19 protein-coding genes are annotated in these 25,491 nt (G+C 39.2%); 10 read left to right on the forward strand and 9 right to left on the reverse strand.

The genetic code is table 11. The features are described 5' to 3' along the window. Positions 1-70: 70 nt before the first annotated feature. The 3 genes from lolA to rplU form a co-directional block, all read right to left on the reverse strand. A complete protein-coding gene (lolA, locus tag RMB03_RS09550; protein WP_003655415.1) occupies positions 71-766 on the reverse strand; it encodes an outer membrane lipoprotein chaperone LolA in 696 nt (231 codons plus the stop codon). A gap of 241 nt (positions 767-1,007) precedes the next feature. After that, a complete protein-coding gene (gene rpmA / locus RMB03_RS09555) occupies positions 1,008-1,265 on the reverse strand; it encodes a 50S ribosomal protein L27 (protein WP_002116037.1) in 258 nt (85 codons plus the stop codon). Positions 1,266-1,283: 18 nt separating this feature from the next. Continuing rightward, complete coding sequence (rplU, locus tag RMB03_RS09560) at positions 1,284-1,595, reverse strand: 50S ribosomal protein L21 (protein WP_004639133.1); 312 nt, start codon at positions 1,593-1,595, stop codon at positions 1,284-1,286. A gap of 443 nt (positions 1,596-2,038) precedes the next feature. Here rplU and sdsA point away from each other — a divergent pair, with 443 nt between their 5' ends. The 8 genes from sdsA to RMB03_RS09600 all read left to right on the forward strand — a co-directional run bounded on the left by sdsA (position 2,039) and on the right by RMB03_RS09600 (position 12,717). Then, positions 2,039-3,016: an All-trans-nonaprenyl-diphosphate synthase gene (sdsA, locus tag RMB03_RS09565; RefSeq protein WP_003655412.1), complete on the forward strand. Its 978-nt coding sequence runs from the start codon at positions 2,039-2,041 to the stop codon at positions 3,014-3,016. 14 nt (positions 3,017-3,030) lie between these two features. Continuing rightward, positions 3,031-5,091, forward strand: coding sequence for a site-specific recombinase (locus RMB03_RS09570; RefSeq protein ID WP_311075651.1), 2,061 nt, complete (start codon positions 3,031-3,033; stop codon positions 5,089-5,091). Between the two features lie 183 nt (positions 5,092-5,274). Next, positions 5,275-5,901, forward strand: coding sequence for a phosphatase PAP2 family protein (locus RMB03_RS09575; RefSeq protein WP_017392551.1), 627 nt, complete (start codon positions 5,275-5,277; stop codon positions 5,899-5,901). Positions 5,902-5,924: 23 nt separating this feature from the next. Beyond that, positions 5,925-7,172: a multidrug efflux RND transporter periplasmic adaptor subunit AdeI gene (adeI, locus tag RMB03_RS09580; RefSeq protein WP_056483250.1), complete on the forward strand. Its 1,248-nt coding sequence runs from the start codon at positions 5,925-5,927 to the stop codon at positions 7,170-7,172. Between the two features lie 12 nt (positions 7,173-7,184). Continuing rightward, a complete protein-coding gene (gene adeJ, locus RMB03_RS09585; protein WP_005036454.1) occupies positions 7,185-10,361 on the forward strand; it encodes a multidrug efflux RND transporter permease subunit AdeJ in 3,177 nt (1,058 codons plus the stop codon). Further along, a complete protein-coding gene (gene adeK / locus RMB03_RS09590; RefSeq protein ID WP_311075757.1) occupies positions 10,361-11,815 on the forward strand; it encodes a multidrug efflux RND transporter outer membrane channel subunit AdeK in 1,455 nt (484 codons plus the stop codon). The genes adeJ and adeK overlap by 1 nt, the downstream gene beginning before the upstream one ends. 109 nt (positions 11,816-11,924) lie before the next feature. Then, complete coding sequence (locus RMB03_RS09595) at positions 11,925-12,275, forward strand: YbjQ family protein (protein WP_003655405.1); 351 nt, start codon at positions 11,925-11,927, stop codon at positions 12,273-12,275. A 7-nt stretch (positions 12,276-12,282) separates the two neighbouring features. Beyond that, on the forward strand, positions 12,283-12,717 hold the full coding sequence (locus RMB03_RS09600; RefSeq protein WP_311075657.1) for a heavy metal-binding domain-containing protein: 435 nt from the start codon (positions 12,283-12,285) through the stop codon (positions 12,715-12,717). A gap of 70 nt (positions 12,718-12,787) precedes the next feature. Here RMB03_RS09600 and RMB03_RS09605 read toward each other — a convergent pair whose 3' ends face one another. From RMB03_RS09605 to RMB03_RS09615, 3 genes are all read right to left on the reverse strand, one after another. After that, a complete protein-coding gene (locus RMB03_RS09605; RefSeq protein WP_311075659.1) occupies positions 12,788-14,419 on the reverse strand; it encodes an OFA family MFS transporter in 1,632 nt (543 codons plus the stop codon). 283 nt (positions 14,420-14,702) lie between these two features. Then, the gene (locus tag RMB03_RS09610) at positions 14,703-15,509 is read right to left on the reverse strand and encodes an SDR family NAD(P)-dependent oxidoreductase (RefSeq protein ID WP_311075661.1); all 807 of its coding nucleotides are present in this window, start codon (positions 15,507-15,509) and stop codon (positions 14,703-14,705) included. Between the two features lie 27 nt (positions 15,510-15,536). Then, positions 15,537-16,208, reverse strand: a complete 672-nt coding sequence (locus tag RMB03_RS09615) for a hypothetical protein (RefSeq protein ID WP_005036445.1) — start codon at positions 16,206-16,208, stop codon at positions 15,537-15,539. A gap of 196 nt (positions 16,209-16,404) precedes the next feature. On the opposite strand from RMB03_RS09615, the gene RMB03_RS09620 reads away from it, so the two are divergent. After that, positions 16,405-19,302, forward strand: a complete 2,898-nt coding sequence (locus RMB03_RS09620; protein ID WP_311075665.1) for a valine--tRNA ligase — start codon at positions 16,405-16,407, stop codon at positions 19,300-19,302. A 128-nt stretch (positions 19,303-19,430) separates the two neighbouring features. Here the strand turns inward: RMB03_RS09620 and RMB03_RS09625 are convergent, their stop codons facing one another. The 3 genes from RMB03_RS09625 to RMB03_RS09635 all read right to left on the reverse strand — a co-directional run bounded on the left by RMB03_RS09625 (position 19,431) and on the right by RMB03_RS09635 (position 24,474). Next, on the reverse strand, positions 19,431-22,307 hold the full coding sequence (locus RMB03_RS09625; RefSeq protein ID WP_311075667.1) for an ATP-binding protein: 2,877 nt from the start codon (positions 22,305-22,307) through the stop codon (positions 19,431-19,433). A gap of 115 nt (positions 22,308-22,422) precedes the next feature. After that, entirely contained in the window at positions 22,423-23,439 is a 1,017-nt protein-coding gene (locus RMB03_RS09630) for a molecular chaperone DnaJ (RefSeq protein WP_311075669.1), read from the reverse strand. Positions 23,440-23,568: 129 nt separating this feature from the next. Next, entirely contained in the window at positions 23,569-24,474 is a 906-nt protein-coding gene (locus tag RMB03_RS09635; RefSeq protein WP_311075672.1) for an AEC family transporter, read from the reverse strand. 120 nt (positions 24,475-24,594) lie between these two features. Here RMB03_RS09635 and RMB03_RS09640 point away from each other — a divergent pair, with 120 nt between their 5' ends. Beyond that, the gene (locus RMB03_RS09640) at positions 24,595-25,479 is read left to right on the forward strand and encodes a LysR family transcriptional regulator (RefSeq protein ID WP_311075674.1); all 885 of its coding nucleotides are present in this window, start codon (positions 24,595-24,597) and stop codon (positions 25,477-25,479) included. Positions 25,480-25,491: the final 12 nt, after the last annotated feature.

The raw sequence follows: 25,491 nt of genomic DNA on the forward strand, positions 1-25,491 counted from the left end.
TTAAAAAATGTATCTATCTCTCTAATATAAAAAAAGCTACCGTAAAAGGTAGCTTTTTGAGAAGGATTAATTATTGGTCAATAACATCTGTGCCTTTTGGTGGCGTAAAGTTAAAGACAGATGCTGGAATTGAAGCATTTACTTTCACGTTTTTGAAACGAACATAGGTAGTTTGACCTAGTGAATCTTGTAACACCATAAGCGTAGGCGCTTTATTTGCTCCAAAACTAATCGTTAAGCTTTGGAAAGCACCATCTTCTTTTTTCGGAAATAACGTGAAATATAATTTAGATTTATCTGGCTGTGTTACACGATAAGATTTCATGATTTGATTGGTATTACCAGAGAGTAATAACGCTGGTGTATCTGCAACCTGATCATCTAAGCTTTGACGTACAGCTTGTTGTAAATCTGGGTCATAAATCCAAACTGTTTTCCCACTCGTTACAATCGTTTGTTTAGACGGACTCACAGTTTCCCAATAAAATTTCCCAGGGCGTTCAACTTTCATTGAGCCTTTAAATGTCTGGTTCATATGCTGTGCACTTAAACTCTTTTTCTGTGCCACAGTTTTTGTATTGGCTTTAGTTGTTTGTTCAAAATCGGCAGTTAAACGCTGTAATCCTGATAACTGATTAACCAGGTTCCCAATTGCCTGTTGCTCCGGTGCTGCTACAGGCGCAGCAAACACTGTAGTACTCATTACAGGAGCAAGCACTGACGCGCTGAGTGTAATAGCACACATAGTTTTACGAAGCATATTCATGTCATCACCTTTTTAGTTGCTGTAAGACATCTTGCCATCTTTCAAAGTTATAAAAAATTAGCAAGCTCTTAATTCAAGACTCATATTAACCGACAAACTCTGTGCTAATCATTGAGAAAATAAGATATTTTGTTATGTTATTCATGTTGTTTGTAGAATTTCATTCATCATGATGAAGATAAACCAGATTAGATTCCATAAAAAAAGCCCACAAAATGTGGGCTTTTTTTGAAGCTAAAACTTAAACAGTTTCAACTTTTACGTAGCGACGGCCAAATTGACCTTTCACTTCGAATTTTACTACGCCATCAGCAGTAGCAAATAAAGTATGGTCACGGCCCATACCAACATTTGCACCAGCGTGGAACTCAGTACCACGTTGACGAACGATGATGTTACCAGCAGTTACAGCTTGACCGCCGTAAACTTTAACGCCTAACATTTTTGGGTTTGAATCACGACCGTTCTTCGTCGATCCACCGGCTTTTTTAGTTGCCATGTCTCTTACTCCTCGTGATTAGCCTGAAATACCAGTAATTTTCAACTCAGTGAACCATTGACGGTGACCTTGTTGTTTACGGTAGTGTTTACGACGACGCATTTTGATAATGCGGATTTTGTCGTGACGACCATGACCAACCACTTCTGCAGTTACTTTAGCGCCAGCTACAACTGGAGCACCGATTTGAATGCTGTCACCGTTTACAACCATTAATACATCATCAAATGTAATAGTCGCGCCAGATTCAGCTTTCAATAATTCAACTTTAAGGGTTTCACCCTCAACTACACGGTGCTGTTTACCACCGCTTTGGATTACTGCGTACATAATGTACTCCAATTAGCCCGTGTCGACGTGCCGATAAGGGATATATCGATCTTAAAACGCTCGCCACTGGGGTTATATAAGGCGACAGATTTTAAGTGAAATTTGATCAAACGACAAGTATTTTCTATTTATCAGTAAAGTCTATTGCCCTATTTTTACAAAATCAACGAGCAGCTTAGATTGGAATTTAGCAGTTTTCATTGATTCTGAATGAAAATTAAAATACAGTTCCAGACACAAATTGCGACAAGAACAAGTTGTATTAATGCTGATGTCATTAAATTTATTGTTTTGCCGGAAATATCATGTTTTGCTTAAATAAAGAACAAAGAACGCATAAAGACAATAGAAATGATTAATATCAGCCTCTTGTTAACCTGTGCAACACACCTTTACTTGATACACTAACGCCACTTATCTACCAATACGGGGTTTTTCTTCATATGGTCATCGATTTCAAGCAAGACATTCTTGCGCCTGTTGCCTCAGACTTTGCTGCGATGGATCACTTGATTAATGAAGGAATTAGCTCAAAAGTCGGTTTAGTCATGTCTGTAAGCAAACATGTTGTTGAAGCTGGCGGAAAACGTATGCGCCCAATCATGTGCTTACTCGCTGCTCGCGCATGTGGCCTAGATAACATGGCAAACGCACAGCGTCTGGCTGCAATCATTGAAATGTTGCATACCGCGACATTAGTCCATGATGATGTGGTAGATGAATCTGGGCTTCGTCGTGGTCGACCTACAGCAAATGCGACTTGGAACAATCAGACAGCCGTATTAGTCGGTGACTTCCTCATTGCACGTGCTTTCGATTTACTAGTCGATTTAAACAACATGACTTTATTGAAAGACTTTTCAACAGGTACATGTGAAATTGCGGAAGGTGAAGTATTACAACTTCAATCGCAACATCAACCAGATACAACAGAAGAAACTTATTTAAAAATTATTCACGGTAAAACTTCTCGTCTGTTTGAACTGGCTACAGAAGGCGCTGCTATTTTGGCAGGACAAGAAGCGTATCGTGAACCTTTAAGATTATTTGCTGGCCATTTTGGTAATGCATTCCAAATTATTGATGATATTTTAGACTACACTTCAGATGCTGAAACATTAGGTAAAAATATTGGTGATGATTTAATGGAAGGTAAGCCAACTTTACCGTTAATTTCTGCATTAGCACACTCAACAGGTGATGAGCATGCGATTATTCGTCGCAGTATCGCAACTGGTGGAGTGGACCAATTATCTCAAGTTATAGAAATTGTACAGAAGTCTGGTGCTTTAGATTATTGTCACCAACGTGCCCAAGAAGAAACAGAAGCAGCACTGCAAGCTTTATCAAACCTCCCCGATACACCATATCGTCAGGCTTTGATTAACTTAACTCAGCTTGCGTTACATCGAATACAATAGATATTATTTTGCCTATGCATATAAATTTTTCAGATCATTTTTTAAAAATACAGAAACAGCTTGAGGATACTCAAGCTGTCATTGATGAAAATCCAATCATTGAATTAGTCAATGCCATTCGTCCATCCGATCCTCATGATACGGATGAGATAAAGCAAAAAATACAGGCTTTAATTGAGAGCCTATTACGCACACCTACAGCCCCCTTCCTACTACAAACTTTTTTATTACGTCTAATTAATCGCTATAAACAAGTCAGCTTATATGCCGATAGCGGAATTTTATCTTTAGATGGTTTCTGGAACCAACTCGGGCAAAGACTCGGAGCACATTTTTTACCGTTAATCGAAGATGCAAGCCAACTCAAAATATTAATTGGTCGAATTTTTTATTTAGAAAGTGACAAAATCTGGCTCAATAATATTGATGATGAAGATTGGGCAAATTTATTCAGTCTTATTGGACAAAGCCAAAGTAATGTAGACGAAAAGCTCGTCATTCAAAGTGAAATGATTAAAGCAATTACCGTCTTAACTTATCGAATTAGTGGAATTGGCCTTTACCCTGAATTTATTAATGCTCAACCGGAATTAACTGAATATGAATCACCATTTTTAGTTCAGAACCGTGAAATTATTGAGTTTATCGAAAAGTACAAAAAACAAGAACTTTCTGAACATGAAATTGCGGTTATTTCTCCTCCCGATGCATCACAAGCATTTGTTATGCTGGAACAATGTCGGGATGTGGTTTTAAAGATTCGACGTGCCACCAAAAGAATTGGTGTTAGCTTAAGTTTGACTTATTTATTGTCGTTACTTGAGCAGTGTCTCGATCGAATTGAATTACTGCTTTATTTGGTTGTAGATAACAGTAAAGGGAAATATGTCTCTTTAGGACATCTTATTTCCGATTTAACTAAGGCGCACTACAGTGAAAAAAGTGTTCGCTCTTTATTAAGTACGACAAGTGAACTCATTGCCTTTCAAGTAACTGAAAATGCCAGCCGAACAGGCGAACATTATGTAAGTACCGATACAAAAGGTTTCTGGGGCATGTATAAAGCTGCGGCTGGAGCAGGTGTCATTATTGCCTGTATGGCATCTTTAAAAATTCTTGCAGCAAGAATGACCATGGCTCCGCTCATGCAAGCCTTTACTTTCAGTATGAATTATTCTCTAGGGTTCATTCTGATTCATGTTCTGCATTTCACAGTTGCAACCAAACAACCCGCAATGACTGCTGCTGCCCTTGCTGCAACTGTACAACAACGCAAAGGCTCTAAAACAGCTCAAATTGCTGAACTGGCTGCTCTTATTATTAATATTATTCGAACACAATTCATTGCTATTTTAGGCAATATTTCAATTGCGATTCCTACTGCTGCACTCATTACTTTTGCTTGGCAGTTCTATCTTGATGAGCCTTTATTAACTCATACTAAAGCAACTTATTTGTTGCACAGCCTAAATCCCTTCACCTCTTTGGCAGTTCCACATGCAGCCATAGCTGGAGTTTGCTTATTTTTGTCAGGCCTTATTGCAGGATACTTCGACAATATGGCTGTTTACCGGAAAGTCGGTCCACGCCTTAGAGCACATCGCCGTTTAGCAAACTGGTTAGGACAAGATCGCCTCAACCGTTTTGCTGAATATATTGAGCGTAATTTAGGAGCTTTAGCCGGTAACTTCTTATTCGGGATTATGTTAGGAAGTATGGGCACCATAGGTTTTATTCTAGGTTTACCTTTGGATATTCGCCATATTGCCTTTGCCTCGGCTAACTTTATTCAAGGTTTAATGACTATTAACGGCAGCCCAGATATCGGCCTGATTATCGTGTCCTTTCTAGGTGTGTTATCTATTGGTCTCACTAACTTATTCGTTAGTTTCACCTTAACCATTATTGTGGCACTACGGGCACGTCGAGTTCGCTTTGAACAATGGAAACCTTTAGCTAAACTGGTAATGACCCATTTTCTGACTCGCCCCAGCGATTTTTTCTGGCCACCAAAACAACCTCTTGAAGTTGAAGAAAATACGACAACAAATAGTGGAAAAAAGGCAGAGCACTAAGAATTTTGCTTTGTACACAAAATGTGAATTCCGTCAATTTTGTTGTTATTGTTTTTCCAAATGTTAAAAATTTTTCAAAATGAATTTACGATGATCTATCAGGCTTGAAAAAAAGTGTACTGGCAAGTACACTTTTAACGGCTTTCAGTAGTGGACACTGCTTGAATAAGCAAAGGTATATACATGCCCTATATGTTGCTTTTTATTGGTTGTATTTTTTTCGGATTAGGTGTGCTTGGTCTTTTTGTACCAAGACTTCAATCTATGGATCTCCTGAGCGTTCAAATATTGAGTGAACACCGATTAGATTATCTTAACTCTATTACGATCTTTCTAGCGCGAATAGGTGGTATGCCTTTTGTATGTTTTTTATCCTTTCTGGTATGTATATATCAAGCATGGTATAAAAAATATATTACTGTTATTTTCATTAGCGTGGGAGTTATTGGCAGTATCACCATGGGTTGGCTGCTCAAGTGGTGTGTTGACCGCCCAAGACCCCCACAGGTATATCATATTGTCGAAAGTTACGGTGCATCGTTCCCAAGTGCACACAGTGTTTATGCATCAACACTGGCCTGTCTGGCAATGATAATGTTATGCCATAAGCCCAACACTAACTCTCCTTATATCATTTTGATCTCCTGTCTTTGGTTTATCTGTATGGGGCTTTCAAGAATATATGCTGGAGTTCATTTTCCAACAGATGTACTCGCCGGTTGGGGCATAGGTTTTATTTGGATTGCACTGCTTTGGCTCTGGTTATTACAAACACAAAGTAGGTTAAGTAAAAAACAAATATATTTTTAGATTTTATCTAACGAGGTGGAACAATGATGTCGGCTAAGCTTTGGGCTCCTGCCCTTACTGCTTGCGCATTAGCAACAAGTATCGCACTTGTTGGTTGTGGCAAAGGCTCCGATGAGAAACAGCAAGCTGCTGCTGCTCAGAAAATGCCGCCTGCTGAAGTAGGTGTTATTGTTGCTCAACCACAAAGTGTTGAACAAAGCGTTGAACTTTCTGGCCGTACTTCAGCATATCAAATTTCTGAAGTCCGCCCTCAAACAAGTGGCGTAATTTTAAAACGCTTGTTTGCTGAAGGAAGTTATGTTCGTGAAGGTCAGGCTCTTTATCAACTTGATTCTCGAACTAACCATGCAACGCTCGAAAATGCAAAAGCAGCACTTTTACAACAACAGGCAAATCTAGCTTCCCTACGTACTAAGTTAAACCGTTATAAGCAACTTGTTTCGAGTAACGCTGTATCTAGACAAGAGTATGACGACTTACTTGGTCAAGTTAACGTTGCAGAAGCACAAGTTGCTGCAGCGAAGGCTCAAGTAACAAATGCAAACGTAGATCTAGGTTACTCTACAATTCGCTCACCAATTTCTGGTCAGTCTGGACGTTCTTCTGTAACAGCTGGTGCTTTAGTCACTGCAAACCAAACTGATCCTTTAGTGACGATTCAACAGTTAGATCCAATCTATGTTGATATTAACCAGTCTAGCGCCGAGTTATTACGTTTACGTCAACAATTGAGTAAAGGTAGTTTAGACAATAGTAACAACACGAAAGTAAAATTGAAGCTCGAAGATGGTTCAACCTATCCAATCGAAGGACAACTTGCTTTCTCTGATGCTTCTGTAAATCAGGATACAGGAACGATTACTTTACGTGCCGTATTCTCGAACCCGAATCATCTGTTACTTCCAGGCATGTACACAACTGCACAGATTGTTCAGGGTGTAGTTCCAAATGCTTATCTGATTCCTCAAGCTGCAATTACCCGTTTACCGACAGGTCAAGCCATGGCGATGACTGTTAATGCAAAAGGTGCTGTTGAGAGTCGTCCTGTTGAAACTTCTGGTGTTCAAGGACAAAACTGGATTGTGACCAATGGTCTCAAAGCTGGTGATAAAGTGATTGTTGATGGAGTTGCCAAAGTTAAAGAAGGGCAAGAAGTGTCAGCAAAACCTTACCAAGCTCAACCAGCAACCCCTCAAGGTGCAGCTCCAAATGCGACAAAACCGGCTCAATCAGGTAAACCTCAAGCAGAACAGAAAGCATCTAATGCATAAGGGGTAGATTGAATGGCACAATTTTTTATTCATCGCCCCATTTTTGCGTGGGTGATTGCACTAGTCATTATGTTAGCGGGTATTCTCACGCTCACAAAAATGCCTATTGCACAGTATCCGACGATTGCACCACCGACAGTTACAATTGCTGCAACTTATCCAGGTGCATCGGCTGAGACTGTTGAAAACACCGTAACCCAGATCATTGAACAACAAATGAATGGTCTAGATGGTTTACGTTATATTTCATCTAACAGTGCGGGTAACGGTCAGGCCTCTATTCAATTAAACTTTGAACAAGGTATTGATCCAGATATTGCACAGGTTCAGGTTCAAAACAAACTGCAATCTGCAACTGCTCTTTTACCTGAAGATGTTCAACGTCAAGGTGTGACAGTTACCAAATCTGGTGCAAGCTTCTTGCAAGTTATTGCATTCTATTCACCAGACAATACCCTTTCAGACTCAGACATTAAAGATTACGTAAACTCGTCAATTAAAGAACCACTTAGCCGTGTTGCTGGTGTTGGTGAGGTACAAGTCTTTGGTGGTTCATACGCAATGCGTATCTGGCTCGACCCTGCAAAATTGACTAATTACCAGTTAACACCAAGTGATATTGCGACTGCTTTACAAGCGCAAAACTCACAAGTTGCTGTAGGTCAGTTAGGCGGAGCACCAGCAGTACAAGGTCAAGTGCTTAACGCGACAGTGAATGCACAAAGCTTGCTGCAAACACCTGAGCAATTTAAAAATATCTTCTTAAAGAACACAGCATCAGGTGCTGAGGTTCGTTTAAAAGATGTTGCTCGTGTTGAGTTAGGTTCTGATAACTATCAATTCGATTCGAAGTTTAATGGTAAACCAGCTGGTGGTCTTGCAATTAAAATTGCAACTGGTGCCAACGCACTTGATACCGCTGATGCTGTTGAACATCGTTTAACCGAATTACGTAAAAACTATCCAGCAGGCCTTGCAGATAAACTGGCTTATGACACTACTCCATTTATTCGTCTTTCAATTGAAAGTGTTGTACACACATTAATTGAAGCGGTAATTTTAGTATTTATTGTCATGTTCTTGTTCTTGCAGAACTGGCGTGCAACGATTATTCCAACACTTGCTGTACCTGTCGTTGTATTAGGTACATTTGCTGTCATCAATATCTTTGGTTTCTCAATTAACACCTTAACCATGTTCGCTATGGTACTGGCAATTGGTCTTCTGGTCGATGACGCCATTGTTGTAGTGGAAAACGTTGAACGTGTGATGAGTGAAGAACATACCGATCCGGTCACGGCGACTTCACGATCAATGGAACAGATTTCTGGTGCATTAATTGGTATTACAAGCGTATTGACAGCGGTATTCGTACCAATGGCATTCTTTGGTGGTACGACTGGTGTAATTTACCGCCAATTCTCGATTACCCTTGTAACAGCAATGGTCTTATCGTTAATTGTGGCGTTAACCTTCACTCCAGCACTTTGTGCAACAATTTTAAAACAGCATGATCCTAACAAAGAACCAAGCAATAATATTTTTGCTCGTTTCTTCAGAGGATTTAACAACGGTTTTGACCGCATGTCGCATAGCTACCAAAATGGTGTTAGCCGCATGCTTAAAGGCAAAATCTTCTCTGGCGTACTTTACGCTTTAGTGATTGGCCTATTGGTGTTCTTGTTCCAAAAACTCCCATCTTCATTCTTACCAGAAGAAGATCAGGGCGTGGTCATGACACTTGTACAATTACCACCGAATGCAACGCTTGATCGTACGAATAAAGTTGTTGATACCATGACAAACTTCTTCATGAATGAAAAAGATACAGTGGAATCTATTTTCACCGTTTCAGGTTTCTCATTCACGGGTGTTGGTCAAAATGCTGGTATTGGCTTCGTTAAATTGAAGGACTGGAGTGAACGTACTTCACCAGAATCTCAAATTGGTGCGTTAATTCAGCGCGGTATGGCATTAAACATGATCGTCAAAGACGCATCTTACATCATGCCATTACAGCTTCCAGCAATGCCTGAACTCGGTGTAACTGCTGGTTTTAACTTGCAGCTTAAAGACTCAAGTGGTCAAGGCCATGAGAAACTGATTGCCGCACGTAACACAATTTTAGGTTTGGCTTCACAAGATAAGCGTCTTGTAGGGGTACGTCCTAATGGTCAAGAAGATACGCCTCAGTATCAAATTAATGTAGATCAGGCTCAAGCTGGTGCTATGGGCGTTAGCATTGCTGACATTAACAACACTATGCGTATTGCATGGGGTGGCTCATACATTAACGACTTCGTTGACCGCGGTCGTGTGAAAAAAGTTTATGTTCAAGGTGATTCGGGTAGCCGTATGATGCCTGAAGACTTAAACAAGTGGTATGTACGTAATAGCAAAGGCGAAATGGTACCGTTCTCTGCATTTGCTACAGGCGAATGGACATATGGTTCTCCTCGTCTTGAACGTTATAACGGCGTGTCATCGGTTAACATTCAAGGTACACCTGCACCGGGCGTAAGTTCTGGTGATTCTATGAAAGCTATGGAAGAAATTATTGCTAAGTTACCATCTATGGGCTTACAAGGTTTCGACTATGAATGGACAGGTTTATCACTTGAAGAACGTGAGTCTGGTGCTCAAGCTCCATTCCTTTATGCTCTTTCGTTGTTAATCGTTTTCCTTTGCTTAGCTGCATTATATGAAAGCTGGTCTATTCCGTTCTCGGTTTTACTTGTAGTACCACTCGGTATTATTGGTGCAATCGTATTGACTTACTTGGGTATGATTATTAAAGGAGATCCAAATCTCTCAAATAACATTTACTTCCAGGTAGCGATGATCGCGGTAATTGGTCTTTCTGCAAAAAATGCGATCTTGATTGTTGAGTTCGCAAAAGAGTTGCAGGAAAAAGGCGAAGACCTACTTGATGCAACTTTACATGCTTCAAAAATGCGTTTACGTCCAATTATTATGACCACCCTTGCCTTCGGTTTTGGTGTACTTCCACTTGCCCTTTCAACAGGTGCTGGTGCAGGAAGTCAGCACTCAGTCGGCTTCGGTGTACTCGGTGGCGTACTCAGTGCAACGTTCTTAGGTATCTTCTTTATCCCTGTATTCTATGTATGGATTCGTAGTATCTTTAAGTACAAACCAAAAACCATAAACACTCAGGAGCATAAATCGTGATGCAAAAAGTATGGTCTATTTCAGGTCGTAGCATTGCGGTATCTGCACTTGCGCTTGCTTTGGCAGCTTGTCAAAGCATGCGCGGCCCAGAACCAGTCGTGAAAACCGATATACCACAAAGCTATGGATATAACAGTGCTTCTGGTACGTCTATTGCAGAACAGGGTTATAAACAGTTCTTTTCTGACCCTCGTTTGCTCGAAGTGATTGATTTGGCTCTTGCCAACAACCGTGACTTACGTACAGCAACGCTCAATATTGAACGTGCTCAACAGCAATATCGAATTACTCAAAACAACCAGCTTCCAACCATCGGAGCAAGTGGTAGTGCAATTCGTCAGGTTTCTCAAAGCCGTGATCCGAATAACCCCTACTCTACCTATCAGGTGGGTTTGGGTGTAACTGCCTATGAGCTTGATTTTTGGGGCCGCGTTCGTAGCTTGAAAGATGCTGCATTAGATAGTTATCTTTCAACGCAAAGTGCACGTGATTCGACACAAATCAGTCTGATTAGTCAGGTTGCTCAAGCATGGTTGAACTATTCTTTTGCATCGGCGAATCTAAAGCTTGCAGAGCAAACGCTTAAAGCACAGCAAGACTCTTACAACCTCAACAAAAAACGTTTTGATGTGGGTATCGACAGTGAAGTTCCACTACGTCAGGCACAGATTTCTGTAGAAACTGCGCGTAACGATGTAGCGAACTACAAAACTCAGATGGCTCAAGCACAAAACTTGTTGAACTTGTTAGCAGGTCAATCGATTCCGCAAAACTTGTTGCCAAACCAACCTGTAAAGCGCATTACTCAACAGAATGTATATACAGCTGGTTTACCAAGCGACTTGCTTAACAACCGTCCAGATGTAAAAGCTGCCGAATATAACTTAAGCGCTGCTGGTGCGAATATTGGTGCTGCAAAAGCACGTTTATTCCCAACAATTAGCTTAACGGGTTCTGCAGGTTATGCATCGACTGACTTAAGTGATCTATTTAAGTCGGGTGGATTTGTGTGGTCAGTTGGGCCAAGCCTAGACTTACCAATCTTTGACTGGGGCACGCGTCGTGCCAATGTAAAAATTTCTGAAACCGATCAGAAAATCGCATTGTCTGATTATGAAAAATCAGTTCAGTCTGCATTCCGCGAAGTTAATGATGCGCTTGCAACTCGTGCCAATATTGGTGAACGTTTAACAGCTCAACAACGTCTAGTAGAAGCGACTAACCGCAACTACACATTATCAAATGCCCGCTTCCGTGCTGGTATTGATAGTTACTTAACTGTTCTTGATGCACAGCGTTCATCTTATTCAGCAGAACAAGGTTTATTGTTGCTTCAACAGGCTAACTTAAACAACCAAATCGAGTTATACAAAACTCTAGGTGGCGGTTTAAAAGCAAATTCTTCAGATACAGTTGCTAATCAACCATCAAGTGCTGAACTTAAAAAGCAATAAGTTTTAAATAACTTATCTATAAAAGCTCACTTCGGTGGGCTTTTTTATTGCATCTCATGTGAATATTTCTTATCTTGAAACCTTAAGAGATTTAGATTGATAAAAAATAATGTTACTGAGTAATTTAGAAAGTGTTCCGGGCCACCAGATTTTAAAACAGCTTGACGTTGTTTATGGAAGTACAGTCCGTAGTAAGCATGTTGGCCGTGACTTGATGGCGAGTTTAAAAAATATTGTGGGTGGTGAACTTACAGGTTATACCGAATTATTAGAAGAATCCCGCCAAGAAGCCATGAATCGTATGATTGCCAAAGCCCAGCAACTTGGTGCGAATGCAATTGTCGGCATTCGTTTTTCAACTTCAAATATTGCTCAAGGTGCTTCCGAACTATTTGTATATGGCACCGCTGTGGTTGTGCAACCTCAAGCACCCCATCTACCAGATCCATTTAGTGCATAGGTAGAAAATGGAAAATCTTATTTTTCAGCTTGTTATTTTTCTGATTCTTTTCAGTATTGGTTGGGGTTTTGGGCGCCATATTGAACGAAAACATTTGAAAGAACTTCTAGAAAAAGAGCAACGACTGGCCCATATCAGAATTGATACCAACCGCTTTGCAACGAGTGATCAGCTTGGCCATTTCATTAGTAGTAATGTCGTGATTTCTCATGACTACTTTAAATATGTATTAGCATCCATTAAGAATGTTTTGGGTGGTCACCTCACCAGTTATGAAAGTGTGGTTGAGCGTGCTCGCCGTGAAGCGATTGTCCGTTTAAAACAACAAGCACATACTGCAGGAGCTAACCATATTATGGGAGTTCGGCTGAGTACAACCGAACTTGGTATGCAAGGTGGAATGGTCGAAGTTTTTGCTTATGGTACAGCGATCAAAAAATAAATAGCAGATGATTAATAAAAAGGCTGTCTCATGTATTCGTGAGACAGCCTTTTCATAAGGTAAAGCTTATTTAATGAAACAAGACAACAGCCTTTTGTAAAGTAAACCAGATGCCTGTCAACAAAGGAATACCAACTACCGCCCATGCCAGTATAACCACGACCATGCTAGATGGTGCATAGGCTGTATCATGCGCCGTGCCTACACTTTGTGGTAGTTTTTCATGCGCCAACACTTTTTCTGCGGCTAGTTCAGCATCAGTCATATATTTATCATCATCTACGGGTTTAATCAGCAAATTGAGCACAAAGCCAATTGCCAACATGCCTGCCAGAATGTACATGGTAATGTCATAAGATTGCGCCTGAGCTACCCCATGGGCCAACTGATAATCACGAATATTGGTAATCAACAACGTTCCCAACACACCTGCGACAGACCATGCTGTGAGCAAGCGTCCATGAATTGCGCCAACCATTTGCGTACCGAAAATGTCTGCCAGATAAGCAGGTACAGTAGCAAAACCACCGCCATACATGGACAAAATGACACAGAAGGCTAAAACAAATAACGGTAAATTTTCTGCATGAGCCAATTGCGGAACGGAAACATATAATAAAAAGCCCAATGCCAGAAAAATAAAATAAGTATTCTTACGACCAATGAAATCCGATGCTGATGCCCAAAAGAAACGTCCACCAATATTAAACAGTGATAGTAAACCTGTGAAACCGGCTGCAAAAGTTGCAATCTGCATTTTCTGGTCTGCTGTTAGCTCATTGATCCCCACTTCCAAACCAATCAAACGTCCCCCAAATACTTCCTGCAACAGAGGTGATGCCATAGCCAGAATGCCAATACCTGCGGAAACGTTTAAACACAACACGCCCCAAATCAGCCAGAATTGCTTAGTTTTCCAAGCCTTATTTAAATGTACATGACGGTTAGTAACTAACCCCTTAGATTTAGCAGTCGTAGGTTCCCAACCATTTGGTTTCCAGTTTGATGGTGGAATGCGATAACCAAAAGCGCCACCAATCATGAAAATAAAATAAACACTGGCCAATACCAAAAAGGTTTGCCACACTCCCACCGAATCGGCAGTTGCAAAGAACTTCATCAATTTATCTGCGAGTGGTGCACCAATCATGGCACCGCCACCAAACCCCATAATCGCAAGGCCTGTTGCCAAACCGCGGCGATCTGGAAACCACTTGATGAGAGTCGAGACGGGCGAAATATAGCCCAGCCCAAGCCCAATACCACCAACGCCACCACCCAGCCACATCAACCATAACTGATGGGTATAAACACCCAACGCAGATAATATAAGTCCTCCTGCCCAACAAAATGCGGCCACCACCCCTGCCTTACGCGGTCCTGCATGCTCAAGCCAACCACCAAACAAGAATGCGGAAGAACCTAAAAACACAAAAAACAGGGTGTACATGATACTTAATGTAGACACACTCCAGTCACAGGTCGTAGTGAATAGTTGTGCGAGCAGGCTCATATCTTTTGCACATTCTATTGGAGCATCAATTCCCAATGCTTTAGATAGCGGTAGCCAGAATACGGAAAATCCATATGCCATACCGATACTGAGATGAATCGCTAATGCAGCAGGAGGCAATAGCCAGCGGTTATAACCTGAGTGGGCAATGGTTCGTTCCTTTGCCAAGAGAGAAAATTGTTGTTCCATGTACAATGCTCCGTGCTTTCATGGGCAAAATGAAGTTTCCATTTCATCTATTTTTTTTGATTTGTAAATAAGTTTCTAGGCGATGACTGTGGCTTACGCCAGACCTTTGTATTAGGACGTTATAGTGACAGGTCAACTGATGATTGTGCAAATAATGAATAGTTTTATCAAGTAGCTTTTTTAATGAATTGATTTTAATAATTTGAAAAAACTAAACCAATAACTACTTATTTGTGAATCATTGGCTTAGTCTTTTATCTAGGTGACGACAAATAAATATGCCTTATTTTACTTTTGTTTTTCGAATCATTTTATAGAGTAGTTTTGGTGACATTCGTGAAACCATAACCCCTAGTTTTTCTTTTGTTCCCCCAACAACAATATATTCTTGCCCATGCATTAATGCTTTAACTGCTTGTTGGGCAAATACATCTGCCTCTAAACCATTCTCGATGGCTTCATCTTGATGACCTTGAGGTTGCCCAGCACCATTTAGCGCATTGAAAGAAACATTAGTTTTTACAAAGCCCGGGAAAATAACGGAAACTTCAACGCCTTGATCTGAGACCTCAGCACGTAAACTATTGGCCCACATATGAATTGCCGCTTTAGCAGCCGAATAACTTGCACGGTACTGTGTTCCTAACAGACCTGCCACGCTAGAAACAAACACAACTCGACCAGACTTTTGTTTTAGCATGGTCGGAAGCACAGTTTTGGTTAACGCCACTTGTGAGAAATAGTCGACTTCCATAATGGCCCGTTCGGTTGCCATTGTTGTATCTTCAATTAAAGCACGTTGGCTTAAACCTGCATTATTAATAAGCCAGTCAATTCTACCTTTCGCTTTTAAAATCTGCTTATAAGCCTCGTCAACTTGTTTTTCATCAGTAATATCTGCAACCACAGACAAATGATGATCTGGGTTTAACAAACCAACCCGAACTGCTTCTAATTCTTCAAAACGACGAGATGTCAAAATCACCTCTGCACCTTGCAAGGCCAACTCTCCTGCCAAGGCCTTGCCTAAACCAGAAGATGCTCCCGTAATCCATACCACTTTATTTTGCAAAGTATCAAGTTTGGCCATGCTTTATGTTCCTATTATCTTTTTAAATTATGCTGCTTGATGCATGAAGGCCAAAAAGTGGTTGATATAATGAGTTGCTGTGGTCTGATCGACCTGTGTACCTAACTTTTCCAAACGTTTATAGCCTAAATGCGTCGTCATGTTGATCACCCCATTCAGGGTTTTATCGACAACTAAATTAAATTTTAAACGCTTTTTAGGTTCACGTACTAGGCTTGTTACGCCTAAATCTACAATTTGAATGAGGGTATCAAAAGCAGCTGCAACACTCTGCATATTCCCATCACGAATTTGCTGCGTAAGAGTTTCAGCTTGTTGCACGAGTTGGAGGGTAACTGGGTAGGTAATATAAACCTGTTGCCCCTGTTCTTTCATTAGGGATGTCATGTAGTCAACTAAAGGTAAAAGACGTTCATTTCCAAAGAATGAAACTGACCAAGGCATATATTTTCGAAAAGTCTCTAAAACTTGCTGAACTACTTTTTCAGACTCAGCTTGCTGTTTTGGGGACATGGTTGTATTCCCTGACTGTAAAAGTACAGAAAAAACCTGCTCAATAATTTCACAAGAAAGATCAGACAATACATCCCCTAAGGGTTTTGCCTGACTTTGGCTTACCCCATCATGCAGTTTCTGCCGAATGGTCTCGAATTGGGTATAAGTTGAATCGGAAATTTTCAAAAAAACTTCATAACTCATGAGCAACATCCTTTTTCAATTCTTTTGTAATTTTTGTGCCGTGTGTCTACACGATTAAATTGTGATCCATCTTTCATAAATCTACCGTTTTTTGAAAAAAATACAAAACCGTTTATCTGTTTTCAGCACATTAATTTCGAGGCATTTTTTTGCTACAATAGGTGCAATTTTTTATGCATATTCGATCTAAGCTACTATGACTGACGCTCAAACCGCTCAAAATATTGCGACCACATACGATCCAACCGAGATCGAAAAGAAGTGGTACCAAACGTGGGAAGAACAAGGTTACTTCAAACCTTCTGGTCACGGTGAATCATTCTGTATCATGATTCCGCCACCAAACGTCACTGGTAGTTTGCACATGGGCCATGGCTTTAACAATGCCATTATGGATGCCCTCACCCGTTATAACCGTATGATGGGTAAAAACACCTTGTGGCAACCAGGTACTGACCATGCGGGTATTGCAACTCAAATGGTTGTTGAGCGTCAACTTGGCTTACAAGGTGTGACTCGTCATGACTTGGGCCGTGATAAGTTCATCGAAAAAGTTTGGGAATGGAAAGAACAATCTGGCGGCACGATTACGAAACAAATTCGTCGCTTAGGTTCGTCTGTAGACTGGTCACGTGAACGCTTCACGATGGATGAAGGTTTATCAAACGCTGTTAAAGAAGTATTCGTTCGTTTGCACGAAGACGGTTTAATTTACCGTGGTAAGCGCCTTGTAAACTGGGACCCTAAACTTCAAACTGCTCTTTCTGACCTTGAAGTTGAAAGCAAAGAAGAAAAAGGTTCGCTTTGGCACTTTAAATATTTCTTTGAAGACAAATCAGTTAAAACTCAAGACGGCAAAGACTATTTAGTAGTTGCAACGACTCGTCCTGAAACATTACTGGGCGATACTGCGGTTGCTGTTCATCCTGAAGATGAGCGTTATGCACACCTTGTTGGTAAAAACATTGTATTGCCAATTACTGGTCGTTTAATTCCGATCGTTGCAGACGACTACGTTGAAAAAGACTTCGGTACTGGCTGTGTAAAAATCACGCCTGCTCACGACTTTAACGACTATGACTTAGGTAAACGCAATAGCTTGCCAATCATTAATATCTTCAACAAAAACGCCGAAGTTTTAGGTGAGTTTGAATATATTGCCAAAGCTGGTGAACAAATTTCTAAAACCATTACTGCACCTGCGGAATATGCTGGTTTAGAACGTTTCGCAGCACGTAAAAAATTAGTTGCTCAAGCTGAAGCTGAAGGCTGGTTAGATCAAATCCAACCGTATGACTTAAAAGCGCCACGTGGCGACCGTTCAGGCGTGATCATTGAGCCATTATTAACTGACCAATGGTATGTAAAAATTGCTCCGCTTGCTGAACCTGCAATTGAAGCAGTTCAAGATGGTCGTATTAAGTTTGTTCCAGAACAATATAGCAACATGTACATGGCGTGGATGCGTGACATTCAAGACTGGTGTATTTCACGTCAGCTTTGGTGGGGTCACCGTATTCCAGCTTGGTACGATGCGAATGGCAACATCTATGTGGGTCGTAACGAAGAAGAAGTTCGTGAGAAAAACAACATCGCTGCTGATATTGAACTTAAACAAGACGAAGACGTTCTTGATACATGGTTCTCATCTGCGCTTTGGACATTCTCAACCTTAGGTTGGACTGGCGATGCGAAGCAAGATGAAGTAAATGATTTCCTTAAAACCTTCCACCCAACAGATGTGTTGGTCACTGGTTTTGACATCATTTTCTTCTGGGTTGCCCGTATGATCATGATGACCCTGCACTTCATGAAAAATGAAGATGGTTCATCTCAAGTACCATTCAAGACTGTTTACGTTCACGGCTTGGTACGTGATGGTGAAGGTCAAAAAATGTCGAAGTCTAAAGGTAACGTTCTTGACCCATTAGACTTGATTGACGGTATTGATTTAGAAAGCTTAGTTGCTAAACGTACGACTGGCTTAATGAACCCGAAAGATGCTGCGAAGATTGAAAAATCAACGCGCAAAGAGTTCCCAGAAGGCATTAATGCTTATGGTACTGACGCAGTTCGTTTCACGTTCTGCGCACTTGCAAATACTGGTCGTGACATTAAGTTCGACTTAAAACGTGTTGAAGGCTACCGTAACTTCTGTAACAAAATCTGGAACGCGACTCGTTTCGTTCTGATGAATGTTGAAGGTCAAACTGTTGGTACTGACGCTCGCCCTGATCTATGGGAACTTCCAGAACAGTGGATTATGAGCCGTCTGCAAAAAGCTGAAGCTGCTGTACACCAAGCATTTGCAACGTATCGTTTAGACCTTGCTGCACAAGCGATTTATGACTTTATCTGGAATGAATACTGTGACTGGTACGTTGAGTTAACTAAACCAGTTCTTAACGATGCAGACGTTGCAGAAGAGCGTAAAGCTGAAGTACGCCGTGTATTGCTTGCAGTGATGGAAGCTTCATTACGTTTGGCTCATCCGTTAATGCCGTATTTGACAGAAGAAATCTGGCAGACTCTTGCACCGATGCTTGGTCAAGGTGGTCCAACGATTATGACTGCTCAATACCCTATTCCTGAGCAAGCGAAAATCAATGAACAAGCTGAAGCAGATATGCAATGGCTTCAAGGTTTAATTGGTGCAGTACGTAACATTCGTGGTGAGTTAGGCTTAGGTAATGCACGCTTGTTGCCAGTATTACTTCAAAATACGTCTGACGCTGAGCGTGAACAAATCATTCGTATTGAAGCTTTGTTCAAAGCATTAGCTAAAGTTGAAAGCATTGAATTCTTGAATAAAGACCAAGAACCACCTTTGTCTTGCTCTAGCGTTGTTAGCCATGCATCGGTATTTGTACCAATGAAAGGCTTAATTGACCCTAAAGCTGAGCTTGCTCGTTTGCAAAAAGACTTGGATAAAATCCAAAAGCAACACGACCAAATTGCGGGCAAACTTGCAAATGAAGGCTTTGTATCTAAAGCACCAGCAGCAGTTGTTGAGGGTGAAAAAGCGAAGCTTGCTGAGTTTGCTGCTCAGTTAGAGAAAGTTAAAGCAAATATGGAGCAGATTGCTGCGCTTTAATGCTGTGATTTGATTCAAAAAATCCCCTCAAATGAGGGGATTTTTATTGTGATTAATAAATATTAAAATGACTGCAATAAAAGCTATCACTCTTTGAATAGAGATTTCTAGAGCTTACCAATTTATAACTAGATTAAAATTTCCTTTATAAAATCAATTAATTGATTGTTTAAATTCTTTATCTGATCAAATGTCACTTCTAGGTTTTTTCGATGGTCATAAACCCAATGATTAAAAGCATCAGAGTAATCATAAAATTCAGGATGGTTCTTTTCATATTTAAAATTAAGAGGCAAAACTAAATACTCACTTTGATAAGCATCATGTCGGTATATATCTACCCAGTCAAAACTCTTATTAATAGTTAATTTCCTATATTCAATCCAAGCAGGAAAAACTTTTCTACATCCAATAGAACTTAAACTACTTCCATTTTTATTTTGGATTATTCTTTTAAATTCTTCTCTTGAAACTGGTTGAATATCATCTTTAGTAAATTGAATTGTATTATAAAACATATCAAGACTCACATCCGAATAATAAAATTTCTCCTTGGTTAAAATATATTTTATTAAATAAAGTATTTGATCAGATGCTAAATTAGTAATACAATTTTCCACTTTTTTCAATTTACCACTAGGAATGTTAGAATCTGATTTTACTGATATTTTAGTAATTTCACCCGACCTTATTTTATTTAAAAGAGCTTCTAAAAAAATATTTTCATCATTTATATTAATAGGAAGTAGAAGTACATTTTCTTTAAATTTAATTGGTATTTCCTCATATTTTTGCTCTCGGAAATTCACTATATAACTAAAAGCTGCATAAGGTTTTTCAGATTCGCTTAACTTATCAAAATTATTTTCAATAAATTTTTTCATAGCACGAATAACTTTTTTATTTGTTTCATTCTTTATTTCAGGCTTAATTTTTTCTCTATTATAATTTAAGAATTTATCTGAAGTTGTATGATAAAAATCTATATTAAAACTAACATAAGTATAAATTAAATTTAGATCACCAAATTTCTGACCTCTGAAGAAAAAATTATCATTAAAGTAGTGGCTTGTAAATTCCCCAAATTTTACATCTTTAATAATTAACATTTCTTCTATGTCATATTCACCATTTTGAATGACTCTATCGTTTACTGTCAGATTTGATTTTATTAATGAATTTTCAAAAAAATCATGTATATTCTGTTGAATATTAAAAATCTCTACACGTGACAAATCAGGATTGGTAATATCAAAGCTAGAATAAATTTTACTTAATTCATTATTTTTTTCAAAAATATGTGACAATCTTTTAGGTATTCCATCTACTTTTATTTCAATAATAAATTCCGTACCATATTTCATATTTTTAGATGATTGCTTTTCCAACAGAATATTATTTTTTTCTTTGTTAAATATTATTTTTAATTTTTGTTGATCAAGCATAGAGTATGTAATTAACGTAAATTGATCAGCTAATAAAAATGCACTTTGTAGGCCGATACCAAAAGCACCCGAAGGTCTAAACCACATGGGCATACTTTCTGCTCTTTTTGCTTTTTCTTTATTTTTAGAAGAGCTACCAACTTCCAATATATATTTTAGATCATTAAAACTAATACCAATACCTTTATCTTTTATTTTTAAAACCCAAATCTCTTTTTTATCTTTATGTGGTTCAAAACTTATATCAATATAGTATTTATCAGAAATTTCTAAAAGTTTAGAGCTAGTCGGATTTTCAATTTTATATTCTTCCTTAAACTCGTCTTTATCATCATCTTTATGTTCAATCCAAATACGATGTAAAGTTGAATCAACTGCATTTTGTAAAATTTCACGAATGGCATCAAATTTAGAACTATATAAACCCGTACCACGCACCAAGTTTAAGAATGAATCTTTATTAACTTTTAAAGTAGGCTTTTTACCTTCATCAAGAATAATATAGGGTTCATCCATCTCAACAACTGGTGTCATCAAAGTAGGTAAACGTCCTAACTCGGAAGAAGGTACAATTTTATGCCAATGTTGTGTTTGCTTATAATATTCCTGCTGAAGCCAATCAAACCAACCATAAGTTTCTTCATATGAATCTAGAGTAGGACAAATACATTTAATTTCAATTCTTTCAGCATCCATACGCAAGTGTTGAATCGCTTGATGCTTGTCATAATGTGTTTTACTTAGTTTAGGCATATTATGCCCGCACATTGCCATCATAACAGGGCAAAAGCGATTATCATCTACATCTAATAAATCACCCATGCGGAGTAAACATGCAACATAACGAGGATGACAATCTTCTGATGCCATACCGGCTTCAGCTTGTGGAAGTTGATCCATTAATTCTTTAAAACTATGACCATGTGCTTCACAAATATCAGCAAGAATACTAAATAGACGCTTGGGTAAAAGTTCATTGCGTGGAGAATTTAAACCGATCTCCTCTACGGGACTACGAACAATACGAGCTGAGTTTTTAGGATGTTTTTGTCTATACCATTCAGCTAACAGTTGTAAATAGTTTTGAAAAAAATCATGTGCGTGTGCTTGCTGGGGGAGAATAGCTTTATCTGCTAACCAGTTTTCAGCAAATTGATGAAGGTAATGATTTTTATCTTTGCTTAAATCTGTAACAAACTCCTGAAAATCAGGTGTATTCATATCTTCAATTTGTTTTTGTGTAATGACCATACCAATATCATGGCTATACGCAGCTTCCAAAATAAGCCATGTATCCGTTGCTGTTAAATAGCGAATCTTATCACCAAGAATACGTTCGATATTAACAATGATTTGACGTGAATGAGATGCATCATGTCGACTATAATGTGGAAATATTGAACCAATATTTTGTAATGCTTTACTAATCAGTTCTTGATCGAAACGCCACTGAGACTCTAATAACTTCAGATGAGGATGGCGATTACAAGCTATTTCAAAGTGTTTTTCTAAACTATAAAATTGATCATTTTCAATTGTTATATTTGAATATGTCCCCATTTTTTCCTCTAAAATATAATTAGCATTTATTTATAAAAACAATAATAGTTATCTTTATAACTTTTTAAAACTCTATTTAAGTCTAATTAGAGGTATTAGAATCAATATTAGAAATTTATAATCCCCCATGCCCCAACAACATCTCTATCCCACTCACTTTTTTCATATGCTTCAAACGCTCCTTTTCCCACTTCACCTGCTGCTTCAACTCAGCACAATCAGCATCTACAGCTTTATAAACATCACTGATGTGCACATGCTCTGCTTTCACATTCTTGGCTAACTGAAAAGAATCCAAAATCTCAGCAATTTGGCTCTCAAGCTGCTGGCTTTGTGCATCTAAAGCCAGTTTATAAAACCGCAATTGTTCGGCAGATAATTCTTTAGCGCCTAGACCTTTATTCTGTTCAAGCTGTAACTGGAGTTTGAGTAAATAGAACAAGTCCTGCTTTTCATAGGCCTGACTTGCCTGTTGGAACAACTCAGTTTTTTCTTCTTTTTTGGTTTCATCTTGCTCACGGTCTGGGTGAATCATCGCAGCAATTTTTAAATAGACTGTTTTGAGTGACTGCGCTGCCATTTGCTCAGCTTGTTCACGTTTCTGTTGCTGTCTTTGCTGTTTGGCTTGTTCACGCGCTTGTTGCTGCTCAGCAGCATACTGTTCAAAGTCTTCTTCAAGTTCTGCACTTTGATCAGCACTTACTTCATATTCAAATTTTATTGACTGAGCTTTTTTATTCTTTTTTGCCGATTCCGCCGCATGTTGCTGATAAAAGGTATCAATCTGTTTCACTAACTCCAACTGTTCCTCAGATAGCTGTTTTGAGCGCTTCAACATTTGAGCAAGCTGAGCATTTTTTTCATCAAGTTGTTGCATATCCGCTTTGGAAAACTCGTGGCTATGCAATATATTCCAAAGTTGCTCTAACTGCTGAAATTGTACTTCATGCAAATCGCTATACACAGGCATCAATTTTTGCCGTATGTGCTGTTGAATCTCAGCTTGCGCATTTTGCCATGTGCTAAGGCTAACTTTTTGCTGCTCTATTTTATCAATCAGGCGATTAAGTTTTTTCTGCTGTGCAGACGGTTCAGACCTTTGCTGTAAGCTCACTTTAAGATCAAAGGACATACTCATCCACCTGAAAAAGAAAAAAGTGTAGCAACAATCAGATGAGGAAGGTAGCAAAGCATTCTTTAAATAAGAACCAGCCTATTAATTTTTAGAGAATAGAATGTGACTTACCTAAATGTTTATATCTTAAGAGATCCACCAAATCACTACTGGTAAAGTCACGGCAGCACATAAAGTCTGAAAGCTAATCACGGCTGCCATCAACTGGCTATCCCCACCCAAAACTTTGGTTAAAATGTATGATGCGGAAGCAGTCGGTAGCGCAAAGAAAATAACTAAAATTTGTGTTTGCAAGCTTGGTAAGCCAAACCACGTACAGACCACATAGGCTAAAGCAGGCACTGCCAAAAGTCGTGCAAAAGTGTCTGCCGCCAACACGACAATGTCTTTTTTAATTTGCATGAATTGTAAAGCTGCACCAACACATAACAGACCCAGTGGCAAGCTCGATGCTGAAAAAAGCTTAATAAAGCTAGAAAAGCCTTCCCAAATCGGGATGTGAAGTGCATTGACTGCCGCTCCCACCACACACGATGCAATTAAAGGGTTTTTAAGGAGTGCAATCAAAACAGGTTTAATTGCCATGTGTTCTTTAGAGGTTAGAGCAAGCACCGAAATAACGTTCACAAGTGGAATGCAAAGTGCTAATAAAATTGCCAGTATTGCCATTCCTTCACTTTTAAAAAGCGAAGTCACTAAAGCCAAACCAATATAAGTATTAAAGCGAACCATACTTTGTACGTGCACACCAAAACGTGCAGGTGGTATGTGCCAAAACACGCGAAGTAGGTACAAGAAAATGGTGACTGCCAAAACCACAATCAACATGGCAATAATGGCTGTACTCAAACTTTGTAAGTCAATTTTCGCGGTCGACAACGTACTAAAAAGCAAAGCGGGAAATAAAATATAGTAATTGAACTTCTCTGCCCCAGCCCAAAACTCATCGCTAAAAAAACGATATTTTTTAAACAGGTATCCCGAAGCAATTAATGCAACTAAGGGAAAAAGAGATAAAACAATGCTATTCATTTCTTTACTCGAGTTTGGTTGAAGGGCTTGCTTTTTTTTGGCAATTCCTTTGGCTTACTCATATATTAAAGATAATGAAAACTCATGATAAAATGAGTTTTTACTCATAATAAGTACAACATGACATTTACCCAGCTTGAAATTTTCGCACTCATTGCTGAACTAAAAAGCTTTACTGCTACAGCAGAAAAGCTGGGAATTTCACAGTCGGCAGTTTCTCATGCCCTTAAATCATTAGAACAACAATGGGGGATTAACCTGATTTCAAGATCCCAAAGTGATATTGAGCTCACCACGACAGGTCAGCAGTTATTGACCCATGTAAAAGAGCTATTGAGTATTTCCAACACATTAGAAAAAGAAGTGGCTGCGATCCATGGATTAAATGAAGGCACATTACATATCGGATCTTTTGGGGCATCATCATCCATTTATCTATTGCCTGAAATTTTAGAAAGCTTTCGGCAGCGCTACCCTAAAATCGAAATTTATATTGATGAAGGGGAGGATAAAGAAGTGGCTCAATGGTTATTGGAACGGCGTATAGAAGTCGGTTTTTTGATTATGCCAGATGAGCGTTTCGATACTTTCCCTTTAATCGAAGATCGTTTTGTTGCCCTAATTCCAAATGGTTCCCCGCTCGCGCAACAACTCTATATTGATCCAGCACAGCTAGAAAACTGCCCTTTTATTATGACAATGGCAGGTAGTAGACATCAGGTCGAATTAATTTTAAAAAACTTTAATGTGAAACCAGACATCAAATTTTATGTTTCACAAATTTTGAGTATTGTTAGCATGGTTCACAACCAGTTAGGTGTTTCCATTGTATCCGATATGGTAATTACCAAAGAATTGCTCTCACTCTATCCAAATGTAGTCAAACGCCCTTTTAAACCGAACCTTAAACGTTCTATTGGACTCGCAGTGAAAAATAAAAAGCATATGAGTCCAGCTGTGAAAGCATTTATTGAAGTTGCTCAGGAAGTTTGGTCGGATCATTAGTTCAAATACAAA

Source organism: Acinetobacter sp. V91_7 (assembly GCF_031799075.1).
Classification (GTDB): domain Bacteria; phylum Pseudomonadota; class Gammaproteobacteria; order Pseudomonadales; family Moraxellaceae; genus Acinetobacter; species Acinetobacter calcoaceticus.

Bases quoted from the DNA above. Each gene is read 5' to 3' on its own strand.
- lolA (WP_003655415.1), bottom strand. From the start codon at position 766: ATGAATATGCTTCGTAAAACTATGTGTGCTATTACACTCAGCGCGTCA.
- rpmA (WP_002116037.1), bottom strand. From the start codon at position 1,265: ATGGCAACTAAAAAAGCCGGTGGATCGACGAAGAACGGTCGTGATTCA.
- rplU (WP_004639133.1), bottom strand. From the start codon at position 1,595: ATGTACGCAGTAATCCAAAGCGGTGGTAAACAGCACCGTGTAGTTGAG.
- sdsA (WP_003655412.1), top strand. From the start codon at position 2,039: ATGGTCATCGATTTCAAGCAAGACATTCTTGCGCCTGTTGCCTCAGAC.
- RMB03_RS09570 (WP_311075651.1), top strand. From the start codon at position 3,031: ATGCATATAAATTTTTCAGATCATTTTTTAAAAATACAGAAACAGCTT.
- RMB03_RS09575 (WP_017392551.1), top strand. From the start codon at position 5,275: ATGCCCTATATGTTGCTTTTTATTGGTTGTATTTTTTTCGGATTAGGT.
- adeI (WP_056483250.1), top strand. From the start codon at position 5,925: ATGATGTCGGCTAAGCTTTGGGCTCCTGCCCTTACTGCTTGCGCATTA.
- adeJ (WP_005036454.1), top strand. From the start codon at position 7,185: ATGGCACAATTTTTTATTCATCGCCCCATTTTTGCGTGGGTGATTGCA.
- adeK (WP_311075757.1), top strand. From the start codon at position 10,361: ATGCAAAAAGTATGGTCTATTTCAGGTCGTAGCATTGCGGTATCTGCA.
- RMB03_RS09595 (WP_003655405.1), top strand. From the start codon at position 11,925: ATGTTACTGAGTAATTTAGAAAGTGTTCCGGGCCACCAGATTTTAAAA.
- RMB03_RS09600 (WP_311075657.1), top strand. From the start codon at position 12,283: ATGGAAAATCTTATTTTTCAGCTTGTTATTTTTCTGATTCTTTTCAGT.
- RMB03_RS09605 (WP_311075659.1), bottom strand. From the start codon at position 14,419: ATGGAACAACAATTTTCTCTCTTGGCAAAGGAACGAACCATTGCCCAC.
- RMB03_RS09610 (WP_311075661.1), bottom strand. From the start codon at position 15,509: ATGGCCAAACTTGATACTTTGCAAAATAAAGTGGTATGGATTACGGGA.
- RMB03_RS09615 (WP_005036445.1), bottom strand. From the start codon at position 16,208: ATGAGTTATGAAGTTTTTTTGAAAATTTCCGATTCAACTTATACCCAA.
- RMB03_RS09620 (WP_311075665.1), top strand. From the start codon at position 16,405: ATGACTGACGCTCAAACCGCTCAAAATATTGCGACCACATACGATCCA.
- RMB03_RS09625 (WP_311075667.1), bottom strand. From the start codon at position 22,307: ATGGGGACATATTCAAATATAACAATTGAAAATGATCAATTTTATAGT.
- RMB03_RS09630 (WP_311075669.1), bottom strand. From the start codon at position 23,439: ATGTCCTTTGATCTTAAAGTGAGCTTACAGCAAAGGTCTGAACCGTCT.
- RMB03_RS09635 (WP_311075672.1), bottom strand. From the start codon at position 24,474: ATGAATAGCATTGTTTTATCTCTTTTTCCCTTAGTTGCATTAATTGCT.
- RMB03_RS09640 (WP_311075674.1), top strand. From the start codon at position 24,595: ATGACATTTACCCAGCTTGAAATTTTCGCACTCATTGCTGAACTAAAA.